This is a genomic window from Aeromonas diversa CDC 2478-85 (genome assembly GCF_000819805.1).
Taxonomy (GTDB): Bacteria; Pseudomonadota; Gammaproteobacteria; order Enterobacterales; family Aeromonadaceae; genus Aeromonas; species Aeromonas diversa.
On the sequence record NZ_CDCE01000007.1, the window covers coordinates 64999 to 80963 of the forward strand.

General features: G+C 62.7%; 12 protein-coding genes. 7 read left to right on the forward strand and 5 right to left on the reverse strand.

Going from position 1 to position 15965, the window contains the following annotated elements:
- Positions 1 to 4: 4 nt before the first annotated feature.
- Positions 5 to 1321, reverse strand: a complete 1317-nt coding sequence (locus BN1121_RS01000) for an isochorismate synthase (protein ID WP_005350821.1) — start codon at positions 1319 to 1321, stop codon at positions 5 to 7.
- 174 nt (positions 1322 to 1495) lie between these two features.
- Here BN1121_RS01000 and BN1121_RS01005 point away from each other — a divergent pair, with 174 nt between their 5' ends.
- Complete coding sequence (locus BN1121_RS01005; RefSeq protein WP_005350822.1) at positions 1496 to 2404, forward strand: 1,4-dihydroxy-2-naphthoate polyprenyltransferase; 909 nt, start codon at positions 1496 to 1498, stop codon at positions 2402 to 2404.
- Between the two features lie 68 nt (positions 2405 to 2472).
- Here BN1121_RS01005 and BN1121_RS01010 read toward each other — a convergent pair whose 3' ends face one another.
- Complete coding sequence (locus BN1121_RS01010) at positions 2473 to 4086, reverse strand: methyl-accepting chemotaxis protein (protein WP_005350823.1); 1614 nt, start codon at positions 4084 to 4086, stop codon at positions 2473 to 2475.
- Between the two features lie 203 nt (positions 4087 to 4289).
- Here BN1121_RS01010 and BN1121_RS01015 point away from each other — a divergent pair, with 203 nt between their 5' ends.
- The 3 genes from BN1121_RS01015 (at position 4290) to BN1121_RS01025 (ending at position 9707) form a co-directional block, all read left to right on the forward strand.
- On the forward strand, positions 4290 to 6125 hold the full coding sequence (locus tag BN1121_RS01015) for a M3 family metallopeptidase (RefSeq protein ID WP_005350824.1): 1836 nt from the start codon (positions 4290 to 4292) through the stop codon (positions 6123 to 6125).
- A gap of 175 nt (positions 6126 to 6300) precedes the next feature.
- The gene (locus tag BN1121_RS01020) at positions 6301 to 8268 is read left to right on the forward strand and encodes a methyl-accepting chemotaxis protein (protein WP_005350825.1); all 1968 of its coding nucleotides are present in this window, start codon (positions 6301 to 6303) and stop codon (positions 8266 to 8268) included.
- An 8-nt stretch (positions 8269 to 8276) separates the two neighbouring features.
- A complete protein-coding gene (locus BN1121_RS01025; RefSeq protein ID WP_005350826.1) occupies positions 8277 to 9707 on the forward strand; it encodes an ABC transporter substrate-binding protein in 1431 nt (476 codons plus the stop codon).
- Positions 9708 to 9745: 38 nt separating this feature from the next.
- On the opposite strand, the gene BN1121_RS01030 is transcribed toward BN1121_RS01025, so the two are convergent.
- Positions 9746 to 10537 (reverse strand): GNAT family N-acetyltransferase, encoded by a 792-nt coding sequence (locus tag BN1121_RS01030; protein WP_005350827.1) that lies wholly within the window; start codon positions 10535 to 10537, stop codon positions 9746 to 9748.
- 322 nt (positions 10538 to 10859) lie between these two features.
- Between BN1121_RS01030 and metF the strand changes: the two genes are divergently transcribed.
- Entirely contained in the window at positions 10860 to 11753 is an 894-nt protein-coding gene (gene metF, locus BN1121_RS01035; RefSeq protein WP_005350828.1) for a methylenetetrahydrofolate reductase, read from the forward strand.
- 49 nt (positions 11754 to 11802) lie between these two features.
- Here metF and BN1121_RS01040 read toward each other — a convergent pair whose 3' ends face one another.
- Positions 11803 to 14085 carry a zinc/cadmium/mercury/lead-transporting ATPase gene (locus tag BN1121_RS01040; RefSeq protein WP_043157330.1) on the reverse strand — a complete coding sequence of 761 codons (2283 nt, stop codon included), beginning with the start codon at positions 14083 to 14085 and terminating at the stop codon, positions 11803 to 11805.
- 116 nt (positions 14086 to 14201) lie between these two features.
- Here BN1121_RS01040 and BN1121_RS01045 point away from each other — a divergent pair, with 116 nt between their 5' ends.
- Both BN1121_RS01045 and BN1121_RS01050 read left to right on the forward strand, forming a co-directional pair.
- On the forward strand, positions 14202 to 14936 hold the full coding sequence (locus BN1121_RS01045) for a substrate-binding periplasmic protein (protein ID WP_005350833.1): 735 nt from the start codon (positions 14202 to 14204) through the stop codon (positions 14934 to 14936).
- Positions 14937 to 15055: 119 nt separating this feature from the next.
- Entirely contained in the window at positions 15056 to 15616 is a 561-nt protein-coding gene (locus BN1121_RS01050) for a single-stranded DNA-binding protein (RefSeq protein WP_005350835.1), read from the forward strand.
- Here BN1121_RS01050 and BN1121_RS20110 read toward each other — a convergent pair.
- The coding region (locus BN1121_RS20110; RefSeq protein WP_231552980.1) for a hypothetical protein at positions 15613 to 15965 on the reverse strand (353 nt) is incomplete at its 5' end. The genes BN1121_RS01050 and BN1121_RS20110 overlap by 4 nt on opposite strands.

Consider the following 15965-nt stretch of genomic DNA (forward strand, 5'->3'; position numbering starts at 1 on the left):
GGGGTTAATCCTGCGCCAGCAGGGAGAGGACATTGCCTATCTTGTTATCGAGTTCCGCCCACTCGGCCGAGGGCTCGGAGCCGGCGACTATGCCAGCTCCGGCAAACAGGGTGACCGAATCCGCATCGAGCAGGGCGCTGCGAATGGCGACCGAGAACTCGCTGGTGTCTCGGCTGAGCATGCCGCAGGCCCCCGCATACCAGCCGCGCCGGTAGGGCTCGTGTCGGCGAATAAAGTCGATGGCCGCCTCGCGGGGCGCGCCGCCGACGGCCGGTGTCGGGTGCAGGGCGGCCAGCAGTTGCCAATCGTTCACCCCGGCGTGCAGCTCGGCTTCGATGTCGCACTTGATGTGTTGCAACAGGCGCAGCTTGAGGATGCGCGGTTCGGTCAGGCTGGTCTGCTTGGCCAGGGGGGCGAGGCGGCTCAGGATATCGGCGTGGACCAGGCGATTCTCCAACCGATTCTTGTCATCACTGAGCAGTTCGCGCGCAAGGGCGCTATCCGTCGCCTCGTCGCCGCTGCGGCGTATGGTGCCGGCGAGCGCCTCGGTGAAGAGGTGGTCCCCCTCGCGCCGATAGAGGCGCTCGGGTGAGCAGGAGATAAAAGCCTGCGCCGGGTCAAACTGAAAACCGAAGTGGAAGCAGTCCTGGGCCCGGGCTCGCCAGGACTCCAGCATCTGCCAGGGACCGACGGGGCGGGCTGTCTCGAGGCGGCTGGCGCGGGAGAGCACGACCTTGGGGGTGTGGGTCTGGAAGTCGGTATCGGTGACCCGCTCCACCAGAGAGCGCCAGGTGGCGAAGTCCGGGGTGTCGCTGCGCCGATAACCGCCCCCTGCCAGGGGAGGCAGTGGCCGCTCCGGGCAGAGCATCTGCAGCGCCGCCTCGGCGCGGGCGATCTCCTGCTCCCGCTCGTCTTCACATAGCAACAGATTGAGGCACAGGCTCACCTCCTCACCACGTCGCACCAGTTCGATACGCGGCAGGATCAGGCGGCAGGGGCCGAAACCGGGCCATCCCTCACCGTCGGGATCGAAGGCGAGTCCACCGAAGTAACGGGGAGAATCGGCCCCGGGCAGTGCCGTCTGGTCACAGAGGGCGTGCAGTCTGGCCGGATCGCGGATCTCGTGAATACACCCCAGTGCGGCGTACTCGGGGCGATCGTCGCCACGCGCGTGCCAGTAGATGCGGGGATAGAGGGGTTGGGACGAGAGCCAGCCGAGGAATGAGTCTACGCGAGTCGGCACGCGCAACCGCACGAAACCGCAGGTCGCCTCATGACGCAAGGCGTCCAGCTGTTGCATGAGATGAGTGGGTGCCAACATGGATAGCGATTAGAGGGCCTACTTTGTGCCAAAAGGCGGACATTTCCTATATATTAACTGCCCATTCTTCCATGTAAATTGTCCGGACATCTGATCCTGAGCGTCCCCAGTATAGGCAAGGGGCATGCACCTGAATACCGACGGGATCAAGAACCGGTCGTTTGGCCATCGAATATGAGTAAAAAAATCAATGCCTGGGTGATGGCGGCTCGCCTGCGAACCCTTCCCCTGGCCTGTTCATCGATCCTGCTCGGCAGCGGCCTGGCGGCCAGCCGTGGTAGCTTCGATGGGGCCATCATGGGACTGGCCCTGCTGACGGCCATCTTGCTGCAAGTGCTCTCCAACCTGGCCAATGACTACGGCGATGCCGTGTCCGGGGCCGACAACGAGGCTCGTATCGGCCCACAGCGTGCCGTGGTCTCGGGGCTCATCACCCGGGGTGAGATGGTGCGTGCCATGGTGCTGGTGGCCCTCGGCGCTGTGGTCAGCGGGCTGGGTCTGCTGATCACCGCCTTTGGCCACAACTGGCTCGATGTGCTGCTGTTTGTGGCGCTGGGGGGCTTCGCCATCCTGGCCGCCATCACCTACACGGTGGGCAAAACGCCTTATGGCTACCGGGGTTTTGGCGATATCTCCGTCTTTCTCTTCTTCGGTCTGCTCGGCGTGCTCGGCTCCTTCTATCTGTTCACCCACAGCCTGGAGTGGGCCTTGTTGCTGCCCGCCGCCGCCTGCGGCCTGCTGGCCACCGCCGTGCTCAACGTTAATAACGTGCGCGACATCGAGAGTGACGCCGCAAGCGGCAAGATCACCCTGGCGGTCCGCCTCGGACGCGACAAGGCGATCGCCTATCACTGGGTGTTGCTGGGGGCGGCTCTGTTGCTGACCTTTGCCTTCCTGGTGCTACACGATGGCGGCCCCTGGCCCTGGATCTTCGTGCCGGCGCTCAAGCCTTTGACCGATGCGGCGTGCACCCTCTCCCTGAGCCGGGATGGCGAGGTGCTGACCGGCGCCCTGAAGCGCACGGCCATGGGGGCATTCTTCTTTAGCCTGCTGCTCTCCATCGGATTGGCCCTCGGCTCCTGAGATGAAAAAGCCGTCACGGTGTGACGGCTTTTTTGTATCCATGGCTTAGCCCGTGACGGGACGGTGGGCTATGCCTCATGCAGGCGGAATGTGGAGAGGCGCTGGTCCAGATTGCGCGAGAGGCTGGCCAGCCGCTCGCTCTCTTCGGCCAGGTGATTGGCCGACTGCGCCATCTCCTGAGCCGAGTCGTTGATGCCGAGGACGTTGCGATTCATCTCTTCGGCCACGGCGCTCTGCTCTTCGGCCGCGGTGGCTATCTGGGTTGCCATGTCGTTGACGTGGTGAATGTGATTCACGATGAGGTCCAGGTCTCCCCCCGCCTTCTCGGATTGATTGACGCTGCTCTCGGCCAGGGTTCGGCTGGTCTCCATCGCCTGGGCGGCACTCAAGGCCCGCTGTTGCAGATCGCTGATGGTACTCTGGATCTCCTCGGTCGAATGGCGGGTGCGTCCGGCGAGCTGGCGCACCTCGTCGGCCACCACGGCAAAGCCGCGTCCCTGCTCACCGGCGCGGGCGGCTTCGATGGCGGCGTTGAGGGCCAACAGGTTGGTCTGATCCGAGATGGCGCTGATGACAGAGGTCACCTCGCTAATCTGCATCACCCCCTCCTTGAGCTGGTTGACCTGGGCGCTGGCTTGCTCTACCTCCAGCGCCAGGCTCTGGATGCCGTGCACGCTGGCATTCACGTCCCGGTTGCCCAGGCCCGCCTCGTCGGTGGCCTCTCTGGTATCGTGCGCGGTACTCTCGGCATGACCCGCGACATCGGCGATGGTGGCACTCATCTCGTTCATGGCGGTGGCCAGTTGCGAGAGTTGGTCGCGCTGGCTGGTCACCGCCTGGCTGGTCTGCTCGGCGGAGGAGGCGATCCGTATGGCGGCATCCGCCACCTCGCGTGCCCCCTGACTGGCTTCCAGCAGGGCGTCACGGATGGCCTTCAGGCTCTGATTGGTGCAGGTGGCCAGTTGTCCCAGCTCATCGCTCCCCTGTACCGGCACTGTCACCACCAGGTCGCCTCTGGCAACCCGCGCCATCGCCTGATTGATCGCGGCCAGCGGATTGACGATGGAGCGGCTGATGCCATGGCCGAGTAAACCCATCAACAGGGCGATGATCAGCGCGGCGCCGGCCATCTGCAGGAACTCGTGCCACAGGGTGGACTGGATGTCGTGGATCAGGATGCCGGATCCCAGCACCCATCCCCATTCGGGGAAGCCGGTGACCCGACTCATCTTGGGCAGGGATTCGCCGGTGGGGGAGGACCAGAGGTATTCCAGCGTACCGGAGCGGCCCCCTTTGGCCAGCTCGATCATGCGCTCCCAGTGTTCTCCCTGAGTGGCACCACTGCCCATCTGTTGTCCCACCAATTCAGGTTTGAGGGGGTGGGCCAGCAGATGGCGCTGCTCATCGATGACGAAGAGATAGTTGTCCCCATCGAAGCGCATGCTGTCGATCATCGCCTTGGCCTCTCGCTGGGCGTCCGCCTTGGGCAAGGTGGCTGCCAGCTGGGCTATGCGGGAGTGGGCCAGTTCGAGCACGGCCGTGAGTTTGGCCTGACGCTCTGCCAACAGATTTTTATGCAAACTGTTAGCCGAGAGTGTCAGCATGGCCAGAAAGCCGAGCATGGCCAGCGCCAGCATCAGCCACAATTTGTGGCTGACGGCAATATTCCCAAGCCTTAACATAGCTCCTCCTTGACTGGGTATCGTTAGCAACACCGACGATATTGCCGGGTAATTATTGCCCTTATGAGTCTAAGTCTTGATGGCGGTCCGACCAGGTGTCCAATTGGATATGAGATCGGGATCACATCTTGGGCAGAGATAGGGGGATCGCGTGTCACCCCCTGGTCGAGGGTCTCATTACTACAGATATAAAGAGGGAATTGATGTCTGCCAGGAATTACTTCGATCAACTGAACCGGGATTATCTTGCGGTACACAGACGCAAGGAGGATCTCTTCTGGTCCACCTATATGGGCACCAGCGACGATCACGCCGGTTTCACCGCGGCCGAACAGGCCTACAAGGGGTTTTGCGCCAACCCGGTGCGGCTACCCGAACTGAGGGCGGCCATCGAGCAGGCGGGTGACGACCCGCAGCTGCTGGCCGGCCTGAAGGGCTGGCTCGCCTTCTTCGAGTGCAACGTGATTGAGGACGAGGTGGCCGCCCGTCTGATGGACGAGCTGGTGGCCGCCGAGTCGCAACTGTTTGCCGCCCGTCGCGAGCTGGCTCTGACTCTGGTGGGCGAGCAGGGAGAGACGCTGCCAGGCTCTTTGCCGGCCGCTTCCACCCTGATCGGTACCAGCCCAAGCGAAGCGTCGCGCCAGAGTGCCCTGACCCTGTTCCGCACCCTGGAGCAGTGGGTGGTCGACCACGGTTTTCTCGACATAGTGCGTCTGCGTAACCGCTTCGCCCGGACCATGGGCTATCGCAACTACTTCGACTACAAGGTGCACAAGAACGAGCAGATGAGCCCGGAGCAGCTCTTTGCCGTGCTCGACGACTTTATCGCGCGCACCGACGAGCGCTGCTTTGCCAGCCTTTCAGAGCTCAAGCAAAACAAGGGGGAGGCCGCGCTGCTGCCCCATAACCTGCGTTACTTCTCCAGAGGGGATGTGATCCGGGAGCTCGACGCCTATGTTCCCTTCTCCCGCGCCCTGCGTGACTGGGTCGAAAGTTTCCGCCGCCTCGGCATCCAGTTCCGCGATGCAACCCTGACCCTGGATCTGCTGGAGCGCAGCGGCAAGTACGAGAACGGCTTCTGCCACGGCCCGATACCGAGTCACTGGCAGGGGGATACCTGGGTGCCGGCCACGGTCAATTTCACCAGTCTGGCCCAGCCGGATCAGGTGGGCAGCGGCTGGAGCGGGCTCAACACCCTGTTCCACGAAGGCGGGCACGCGGCGCACTTTGCCAACGTGACCGGCAACTCCCCTTGCTTCTCTCAGGAGTTCTCGCCCACCTCCATGGCCTACGCCGAGACCCAGTCTATGTTCTGCGACAGCCTGCTGGGGGATGCCGACTGGCTCAAGCGCTATGCCCGCAACGCCGCCGGCGAAGCGATCCCGGACGCGCTGATCCACCGTCTGATCGAGACCAGCCAGCCGATGCGCGCCTTCAACGAGCGCCAGATCGCCCTGGTGGCCTACTTCGAGTGGGATCTCTACCGCTTGGAAGACGACGCCCTGACTGGCGAAGGGGTCATCACCCTGGCGCGGGAGTGGGAGCGCCGCATCCTGGGGGTCGAGAGCCCGCGCCCCCTGCTGGCCATCCCGCACCTGCTCAACCAGGAGTCGGCCTGCGCCTATCACGGCTATCTGCTGGCGCAGATGGCGGTCGAGCAGACCCGCGCCTTCTTCCTGCGCCGCGATGGCTACCTGACCGACAACCCGAAGATCGGGCCGGATCTGGCCGCCCACTACTGGGCGCCCGGCAACGGCAAGAGCCATGACGAGACCCTGCAGAGCCTCACCGGAGAGGGGTTCAATGCCCGCTACCTGGCCGACGCGTGCAACCAGACGGTGGAGCAGGTGTGGCAGGAGGCCCAGGCCTGCATGGCTGCCGCGGCAGCCCGCCCGAATCCTGGCAAGGGAACGCCCCTCAATGCCGTGATCCGGGTCGTCCATGGGAATGAACAGATCGCTGATAACGGCGCCTCCGAAGAGGCGATGATCGACCAATTTGAATCCTGGATTGCCAATCACTACCCCGCCCGCCATTAAAGGCTCTCTTGGCTCCTGCCCTGTTGGCAGGAGCCATGTTTTTACACTTCGTTACCGAAGCTCCTCGAAAATGTGTTCTAGATCAATGGAGTAAGCGTCGGCTCGACTCCAGTTTCACTATGGGTGGTCGATAAGCACTATGTTGAACACATACCCCCATATTGAGGACAGCTTTATGAGTCTCTCCATTGTGCAAAGGATCATTGCCGGTTTCGTGTTGATGCTCCTCTTGCTGATCCTGCTTGGCACCGTCAGTGCATTAAAGATCCGCGGCATCAACGCGGGCCTGACGGATGTGACCGAGCGCTCTACCCCCTTGCTGGTGGCGGCAGCGACCATCAAGGGCAACTTGCAGGATGCCAACCGCTGGGTGTTGGAGTTCCGAACCAGTCAGGATGCCAATGCCCTGAGTGATCTGAGCGGTCGTTACGAGGCGCAGCGCCAGCGTTTCACCCAGAGTCGCGAGGCGTTGCAGCGTCACGACGACGGTGGGCGCCTGGGTCAGATAGAGCAGAGTGCGGATCAGTTTTTCACTGTGGCCGACCAGGTGCTCGAGCAGCATCGTCGCTCGGTTGAAGCCCAGCGTCGCCTGGCCGAGCTGAACAAGGGCTTCATCCGATTGGAGGACACCTACCAGTGGGCCGCCGATCTGTTGTTGCAACAAGCCTCCGGTCAGCGCTCTATGCGCAACAAGGCCGAACTCATCACCTCCGGGATCGCCCGTGATCTGAAGAACATCCGCCGTGCCGACCGGCAGACCGATCTTGCCAAGCTGGAGAAGGTGCTCACCACCGATATCACCATGGCCCGCAAGCGCCTGGAGCGGGTTGCCGTGGCCGAGGATGTCAAAGCCCGTTATCTGGCCAACCTTGGCAAGCTCGAAGAGCTGGCCCTCGGCCCGCAGGGGTTGCTCGCCAGTATGCGTAACAAGCAGCAGCTCGATACCTCGCTGGGCGAGCTTAATCGCCGTCTCGACGCCTCTATGGCCCAGGTGCTGAGCCAGCTCGATGACTTCAGCGCCAGCGCCGGTGAGCTCGCCTCGAGCAGCCGGAGCAGCGCCGACAGTGCGGTCAGCAGTGCCAGCTTCTGGATCATCACGGTGGCCGCGCTGTCGGCCCTGGTCGCTCTGGTGATCGGTTACACCACGGCGCGCAGCATCCAGCGGCCGTTACAGATGATCAATCGCGAGCTCGATGCCATGGCCGCCGGCGACATGACTCGCCGTATCAACTATCGCAGCGGCTGCGAATTTGGCGCTCTCTCTCGCTCCATCGACATGCTGGCGAGCAAGACCGGCGATCTGCTCTCCCAGATCAATGCAGGCTCCCGTCACCTGGTGGATGAGGCCTCCCGTGCCGCCGAGATCAGCGAACGCTCCATGGCCCGGGTGCAAGAGCAAAAGAGCCAGACCGATCAGGTGGCGGCCGCCATTACCGAGCTGGAAGTGAGTGCCAGCGAGGTGGCGCGAACCACCGACAACACCAAGCATGAGGTGGGGCTGGCCAACGATGAGACCCAAGCGGGGCGCCGCAAGGTGGCCGATACCCGGCGCATTACCGAGTCCCTGGCGCAGGCGATGGAGGAGGCGGTTGGCATCACCCACAAGCTGGGTGAGTTCAGCAACAACATCGGCAGCATACTCGACGTGATCCGCGCCATCGCCGAGCAGACCAACCTGCTGGCGCTGAATGCCGCCATCGAGGCGGCCCGTGCCGGTGATGCCGGTCGTGGCTTTGCCGTGGTGGCCGACGAGGTCAGGGCGCTGGCGACCCGGACCCAGACCAGTACCGAAGAGATCCAGGCGATGATCGAGAACCTGCAAGCCTCCAGCCGCCACGTGGTGGAGGTGATGGGGCGTAGCCAGGATCAGACTCAAGATTGTGTGGATCAGACTCGGGAGCTGGATGCGGCCTTGCAGGGCATTGCCGGGCGCATGAGCACCATCAAGGAGCTGGCCGATCAGGTGGCCCATGCCGCCACCGAACAAATATCCGTGAGTCAGGGGGTTGCCCGCCACATATCCGGCATCGCTGAGGTTGCGTTTGAAGCTGAGCGTGAGGCGCGCCAATCGGCCGACAGCAGCGAGGTGCTGGCCGATCTCGCCTCGCAACAACAACAACTGATTGCTCACTTCAAGGTCTAGGAGGCCCTATGTCGAATAAATGGTTGGGGCTGCTGGGCCTCATGTGCGCCGCCCCGCTCATGGCCGGTGAGCTGGTGATCGAGAGCTGGCGGACCGATGATCAGGCGCTGTGGGAACAGAAGATAATCCCCGCCTTCGAGGCGACTCACCCCGGGGTCAAGGTGCGTTTCCATCCGGTGCAGAACGTGAACTACATGCCGACCCTGGTGGAGAACCTCAAGGGAGGTAAGGCGGGAGATCTCATCACCTGCCGGCCCTTCGATGACTCCCTGGCGCTGTTCAAGGCGGGCTATTTGGCCGAGGTGACCGAGATGGCAGGGATGGAGAACTTCCCGAGCTTCGCCCAGTCGCCCTGGCAGACCGATTCCGGAGCCCAGACCTTCTGCGTGCCCATGGCATCGGTGATCCATGGCTTCTTCTATAACAAGGGGATCTTCAAGGAACTCGGCATCGCGCCCCCCGAGACCCGGGATGCCTTCTTTGCGGCCCTCGACAAGGTGAAGGCAGACGGGCGCTACCTACCGCTCGCCATGAGCGGGAGCGAGAGCTGGGTTGCCTCCGAACTCGGTTTTCAGAACATAGGCCCCAACTATTGGAAGGGGGAGGATGGCCGGCTGGCTCTCATCAATGGCACTGAACGGATGGACGCCCGCCCCTTCGTCAAGGTGTTCGAGGAGCTGGCCCGCTGGCGAGCCTATCTGGGCGAGGGGGGCGAGAGTCGCGACTACGCGACCAGCAACCAGCTGTTCACCTCGGGCAAGGCGGCCATGTACGTGGCCGGTTCCTGGGAGATAGCCCCCTTCACCGGCAAGGTGGACTTCGGGGTGCTACGCCCGCCGGTCGCCAAGAGTGGGGATAGCTGCTTCTTCACCGATCATACCGATATCGGCATGGGGATGAATGCGGCGAGCAAGAACAAAGAAGAGGCGATGCAGTTCCTGCAGTGGCTCACCACGCCGGAGTTTGCCGAGCTCTACACCAACGCCCTGCCTGGTTTCTTCTCGCTCTCCAACCACTTCTTTGAGGTGAGCAACCCGGCCGCCAAGGCCATGATGGAGTGGCGTGACCAGTGTGACTCCACCATTCGGGTGGCGACCCAGATCCTCTCGCGCGGCACCCCCAAGCTTGGGGATCAGCTGGCCGAGCTGAGCCAGGCTGTACTGCTGGGTAAGGAAAGCCCGGAGCAGGCGGCGCAACAGCTGCAAAAGGGACTGACCGGTTGGTATGTCCCGCAGCAGAAGGCGCGTGGTCAGCGAGAGGCCGCAACCGACTGTGACTGCTCTGCCGTCGCGCCAGCGGCCGCCTCTACGACTCAGCCGCTTGTTCCTGAGCCGGCGACCGTCACTCCACCTGCAGAGCCGGCCCCGGTGCCTGCGGCGGCGGAGGAGGCCCTCTCTCAAGAACTCGAGCGCAGCGCAGCACCGCTTCCTCAGCAGTAACCGTACCAGCGGGGAGGCTATGCCTTCCCGCGACTGTTTCAGGGGGCTTCCCAACGGCAGAGGCTACCGGTACGGGCGACCGGTTCGAAGCCGAGTCTGCGATAGACGCCCTGGGCATGGTAGTCGCTGTCGGCCACTATGATGAGCTCCTTCACCCGCTCCAGCCCGGCCAGGGCAACCTGATGGAGCAGATGGCGGCAGAGGCCTCGATTACGCCACCCCTCCCGGGTTCGTACCCATTGAAATCGCCCCAGGGTCTCGGTGAAGAAGAGTCCACAGCTGGCGACCAGTTCTCCGCCGTCCCACATTCCCCACCACTGCCCCAGTCCATCCTCAATCATGGCGCGATAGAGGCGTTCCCGTGACCCGAGAAATTGGTGGTAGTGGTCTGCCTCATGGGCCGGGTTGCGCTCGGTGAGCTCCAGTTCGATCCATGCGGGCCAGTCATCCGGAGTAAAGGCACGAACCGTGAGGGGGGATAAGCCTGCGGGGGGGATCAGCCGGTCGAGGCGCAGGGAGAGGGCGAGGCACTCCATGTAGTGGTAACCACAGGCGATAAAGGCGCCCGGATAGCGGTTTTGCCCCTCGCCGAGTGGCCACAGGAAGGTGCGGTGGCGAATGCGGGGATCCTGTCCGATGAGACGATCGAAGGTCTGCTCGAGCCATCCCTTGTCCCGGTCGTCGGGGGGAGTGGGCAGCAACAGATAGTTACCGAAGTAGTAATCCGGGGTGTCGGGTGTTGAGATGGCCCAACAGTCGGGCAGACGCTGAATGAGACCCTGATAGCTGTCAAACAGCAGATCGGTGGATATGGCGGGATGGGTCTCCATGGGTACTCCTCGCAGTCTTGAACCAATCTGGTTATCGGCAGGGAGTGAAGGCTCTGCATAAAAGAAGGGCCGGAGAGACTCCGGCCAAACAATCACACGCAGATTCAGAACGCATAACGTTCTGCGCACATCATAACTGGATTCAATAGGCTTGGGGATGGGGTTCAATCAGATAACGCAAAAATTTTCTTTCGTTTTGTTCGCTAGTTTGGTGAGAAAAGATGACAGATAGGTTGACATCCCCAGGAAACAGGGCAGGATAGAAAGACGTTTGGACGTCTAAACATCCATTGTTAAATCGTGTCGTACAGGGAGAGAACAGATGGGATTTCACAGCGCACGCCAGGTTGAGGCCCTCAACCAGAGCATCGCCGATCTGGGCGGCGACATATCGGTCAGCTTCGAGTTCTTCCCGCCCAACAGCGAGAGCATGGAGCAGACCCTGTGGCAATCCATCGAGCGCCTCAAGGTGCTCGAGCCCAAGTTCGTCTCCGTCACCTATGGCGCCAACTCCGGTACCCGAGATCGCACCCACAAGGTGATCAAAGACATCAAGGAGCGCACCGGTCTCATCGCCGCGCCGCATCTGACCTGTATCGACGCCAGCCGCGACGAGCTGCGCACCATCGCCCGCGACTACTGGAACAGTGGCATCCGTCACATCGTTGCCCTGCGTGGTGACCTGCCCCAGGGGGTGGACAAGCCGGACATGTATGCCGCCGATCTGGTGGCCCTGCTCAAGGCCGAGGCCGACTTCGACATCTCGGTGGCGGCCTACCCCGAGGTACATCCGGAGGCGCGCAGCGCCCAGTCCGATCTGCTCAGCCTCAAGCGCAAGATCGATGCGGGGGCCGATCGGGCCATCACCCAGTTCTTCTTCGACGTCGAGACCTACCTGCGTTTTCGCGATCGCTGCGCGGCCATCGGCATCGATGCCGAAATCGTGCCGGGCATACTGCCGGTCTCCAACTACCAGACCCTGACCAAGTTTGCTGGCTTCACCAACGTGAAGATCCCGCGCTGGATGCACCAGCGCTTCGAGGGGCTCGACAACGATCAGGCCACTCGCAATCTGGTGGGGGCCAGCATCGCCATCGATCAGGTACGGGTGCTGAGCCAGGAAGGGGTGAAGGACTTCCACTTCTACACCCTCAACCGCTCCGAGCTCACCTACGCCATCTGCCACACCCTGGGTGTGCGCCCCAAGGTCGCCTGATCCCAAACATAAAAGCCCCGCCAGTGCGGGGCTTTTTTTATGGTTGTGCTCAGCGCTTTCGCAGCAGGCGCAGAGCGTTGGCGGTGACCAGGGCGGTGGCGCCGGTGTCGGCCAAGACCGCCAACCAGAGCCCGGTCAGACCGAGCAGGCTGGTGACCAGGAACACGGCCTTGAGCCCGAGCGCCAGGGCTATGTTCTGCCGGATGTTGGCCAGCGCCGCCCGCGACAGGCGGATCATGGCCGGCAGCCCATGCAGCTGGCTGGTGGTCAGGGCCGCATCGGCGGTCTCCAGCGCCACGTCGGTGCCCGAGCCCATGGCGATGCCAATGCTGGCCCGCTTCATGGCCGGGGCATCGTTGATGCCATCCCCCACCATGGCCACGGCGCGTCCCGCTCCGAGGGACGCAATCGCCTCGACCTTGTCGGCCGGGAGCAAGCCCGCCCGATAATCGAGGGTGAGCGCGGCGGCAATGGCGGCGGCGGCTCTCGGGTTGTCACCGGTCAGCATGACGCCGTCGATCCCGAGCCCCTTCAGCTCGGCCAGGGCGTCACGGGCGTCGGGACGCAGGCGATCTTGCAGCGCCAGCAGGGCGCGCGGCGTGCCCGCCTGGGCCAGCACGATCACCGTCTTGCCGCCCAGCTCCAGCGCCTGAATCCGCGCCTGGGCTGCCTGGTCGAGATCCTGTTGATGGGAGGGGGCCAGCAGGCTCCAGACTTCACCGTCGATCGAACCTTCGACCCCCATGCCGGGCAGGGCCCGCACCTCGCGCGCCGTGGCCGGTGTTACCCCTTGCGCTCCGGCGTGCGCCACCACGGCCTGGGCCAGCGGATGGTGGGAGCCTTGCTCGATAGCTGCGGCCATGGCCAACAGCTGCGCGGCCGAGTGGATGTTGTCCAGCGCTTCCATCTCGGTGACCGCAGGCTTGCCGAGGGTCAGAGTGCCGGTCTTGTCGAAGGCGATCAGATCGACACTGGCCAATCGCTCCAGCGCCGCCCCACCTTTGATCAGGGCGCCCTGGCGGGTGGCCGCTGCCAGCGCCGAGGTGACGGCCGCTGGCGTCGAGATGACCAGGGCGCAGGGGCAACCGATGAGCAGCAGCGCCAGCCCGCGGTAGGTCCAGGTCTCCCAGTCGGCCCCCATGGCCAGGGGCGGGATCAGAATGACGGCGAGAGCGACCAGCATCATGGCCGGGGTATACCAGCGGCTGAAGCGGTCGATGAAGCGTTCGATGGGCGCACGCTGTGACTCGGCCTCTTCGATGAGCTGCAGGATGCGGTCGATGGCGTTGTGGCCCGGCTCCGAGACGACGCGCAGCCGGATCAGCCGATCCACGCACAGGGAGCCGGCGGCGATCTTCTCACCGCTGCGGCGCTCGACCGGGATCGACTCGCCGGTGAGGGCGCTCTCGTCGAAGGCGGCCAGCGCATCGAGTAGCTCGGCGTCGGCTGGCAGTCGGGCACCGGGGGCCACCTCGATGATGTCGCCCGGCATCAGATCGCCGGCTTCCACCTCCTCACGGATCTCGCCGCGCACCCGCACAGCCCGTTCCGGCACCAGCCCCATCAGGGCGGTCACACCGGCCCGGGCGCGCCCGGCAGCGTAGGACTCGAGCTTCTCGCCGAGCATGAAGAGCAGCAGCACCATGGCTGCCTCGGCGGTCTCGCCGAGATACAGAGCACCAGCGGCCGCCACACTCATCAGGGTTTCGATGGCGAAGGGGGTGCCGCTGCGAGCCAGTTGCCACGCCTTGCGGGCGACCGGCCACAGTCCCCACAGGGTGGCCAGGGTAAACAGCAGCTTCCCTTGGGCGGGGGAGAACTGGCCGATCAGGGTGGCCAGCGCCATCAGGGCTGCGAGGGAGAGGATATTGAGATGGCCGCGCAGCCACCCCTCAGATGCAGGGGCCGCTGTCGCTATGCTATCGCTCAGTGTGAACCCGGCGGCGCTCACGGCCTCCATGATGGAGAGGGGGGAGAGGCTCGGGGCGGCGTCCACCACCAGGCGTTCGGTGGCAAACAGGACGCGTGCCTGGCTGACGCCGTCGAGGCGACCAACCGCAGTCTCAATCTTGCGGGCGCAGCTGGGGCAGTCCATTCCGCTCACTTGCCAGCTGTGGCGCCGGCTGCCTTGGGTTGGGTCGGAAAGGCGCCGGGGGGGATCGTCATCGGCGCCTGGTGTGTCGTGACCGCCGCACCCTTCGTGCTGTTCGTGACTCGCAAGGGGGGAAGATGCCGTGACGGCGTCACAGCAGTGGCTGCCGTGTTGATGCCCTTCGTTGGGCTTGATGGCCTTGATCGGGGTTGAGTGGCCCGAGCAGCAGGAGTGGCTCATGGGTGTGCTCCTTGTGGATCGATTCTCAAGGCGACTGTAAACCTTTGACCATAGTCAAAGGTCAAGAGCGGATCAGTGCGACCTATACTTGCTTTGAGTGGCGCGGGAGGGAATATATGAAGAGTCGCCTGTGGATGTTGGGAGTCTTGCTTCCCATGTGGGGTCTGGCCGCACCGCTGACCCTGGTGACAGGGAAGTTTGCACCCTATACGGGTAAGTCCCTGCCCCAAGGCGGCCTCTCGACTCGCCTGGTGAGAGCCGTCTTTGCCGAGGCTGGATGGGAAGAGCCCAAGATAGCATTCATGCCATGGGGTCGTGGTTATAAGCAGACACGCCTGGGCATAGTGGCGGCCACCTTTCCGTATGCTTGGGGCAAGGAGCGCTCTGATCTCTTCCTCTACAGTGCACCCTTGCATTTCGACCATCTGGTCTGGTTCAGCCGTAAGGATGACAAGAAGGCGGCAGACGGTCAGTGGCAGGGGATGCGCCTGTGCATTCCCAAGGGGTGGAATACGGCTCATGCCAAGGAGGCGATGGAACGTTATAGCCTCAAGCTGGAGCAGCCCCTCGAGCTGGAGCGTTGTCTTGAGCTCATGATGGTGGGGCGTGCCGATCTGATCGCGATGAACGAGAGAGTCATTGCCGAAGCCTGTATGCAGGGGTACCGACACAGAGAGTGCCTGCAGCGGCTTCCTTTCTATCCACAGACAGACTCTTTCTATCTCATCATGTCGCGCAGTTATCCCGATGCCGCCACCTTTATAGAGCGCTTTAATACGGCGTTAGCCTCACTGCGTGCGGATGGCCGTTACGATCGGATACTCCGTGAGGGATTTGCCTCCGCCGAATAGCACATTACCAAGATGGGGCAGATTGTGGCAGACTATTTCCCCTACACAGGGTGAATGTCCACCAAGGCAAAGATTGAGTCCAGGTCGAGCCTGGCATAGCGATAGAGTGAGAGATAATTATGGCCAGTCGCGGCATCAATAAAGTGATCCTGATCGGTAACCTTGGGCAAGACCCCGAGGTACGTTACATGCCTAGCGGCGGAGCGGTGACCAACATTACCCTGGCCACCTCCGAGACTTGGCGCGACAAGCAGACCGGTGAACAGAAAGAGCGTACCGAATGGCACCGCGTTGTGTTCATGGGCAAGTTGGCCGAAGTCGCAGGGGAGTATCTGCGTAAAGGTTCGCAGGTCTATGTGGAAGGTAAACTGCAAACTCGTAAGTGGCAGGACCAGAGTGGCCAAGAGCGGTACACCACCGAGGTGTTGGTCGACAGCTTCACCGGCGTGATGCAGATGCTGGGTGGTCGCCCGCAAGGGGCCGGTCAGCCCATGAATCAAAGCGGTGGCCAGCAGGCCTGGGGTCAACCTCAGCAGCCCATGCAGCAAGCCAGCCGCCCGGCACCGAGCCAAGGCATGCAACAGCAGGGTGGTTACAGCCGCCCGGCGCCGCAGCCCCAGTCCGCCCCGCCGGTTTACAACGAACCCCCGATGGACTTCGACGATGACATTCCGTTCTAAGTCCTGACGAAGACCGACAAAAGCCTCGCATCGCGAGGCTTTTTCTTTATATATGCCTTTTCTCGGGCTTTCACGAGCCACTTCTGTGGATAATTCTGGTGATAATCTGTGTCTTTGCTTTGTGTTTGGTCGAACGCACCAAAAATGGTACTTTTTCTCGATTTAGCGCTTGCTAGAATTCGCAGGGTCCCTATAATGCGCCTCCATCGACAGGGCAACGCCGCCACAGCAGCGAGCCGGTCGATGTGAGAAAAAGCCTTGAAAAATAAGGCTTGACTCATCAAGCGGGAAGCGTAGAATGCCACTCCCGTTGCGATGCAAATCGCACTGTTCTTTAACAAATTGAATC

Bases quoted from the DNA above. Each gene is read 5' to 3' on its own strand.
- BN1121_RS01040 (WP_043157330.1), bottom strand. From the start codon at position 14,085: ATGAGCCACTCCTGCTGCTCGGGCCACTCAACCCCGATCAAGGCCATC.
- BN1121_RS01025 (WP_005350826.1), top strand. From the start codon at position 8,277: ATGTCGAATAAATGGTTGGGGCTGCTGGGCCTCATGTGCGCCGCCCCG.
- BN1121_RS01050 (WP_005350835.1), top strand. From the start codon at position 15,056: ATGGCCAGTCGCGGCATCAATAAAGTGATCCTGATCGGTAACCTTGGG.
- BN1121_RS01015 (WP_005350824.1), top strand. From the start codon at position 4,290: ATGTCTGCCAGGAATTACTTCGATCAACTGAACCGGGATTATCTTGCG.
- metF (WP_005350828.1), top strand. From the start codon at position 10,860: ATGGGATTTCACAGCGCACGCCAGGTTGAGGCCCTCAACCAGAGCATC.
- BN1121_RS01005 (WP_005350822.1), top strand. From the start codon at position 1,496: ATGAGTAAAAAAATCAATGCCTGGGTGATGGCGGCTCGCCTGCGAACC.
- BN1121_RS01045 (WP_005350833.1), top strand. From the start codon at position 14,202: ATGAAGAGTCGCCTGTGGATGTTGGGAGTCTTGCTTCCCATGTGGGGT.
- BN1121_RS01030 (WP_005350827.1), bottom strand. From the start codon at position 10,537: ATGGAGACCCATCCCGCCATATCCACCGATCTGCTGTTTGACAGCTAT.
- BN1121_RS01020 (WP_005350825.1), top strand. From the start codon at position 6,301: ATGAGTCTCTCCATTGTGCAAAGGATCATTGCCGGTTTCGTGTTGATG.
- BN1121_RS01000 (WP_005350821.1), bottom strand. From the start codon at position 1,321: ATGTTGGCACCCACTCATCTCATGCAACAGCTGGACGCCTTGCGTCAT.
- BN1121_RS01010 (WP_005350823.1), bottom strand. From the start codon at position 4,086: ATGTTAAGGCTTGGGAATATTGCCGTCAGCCACAAATTGTGGCTGATG.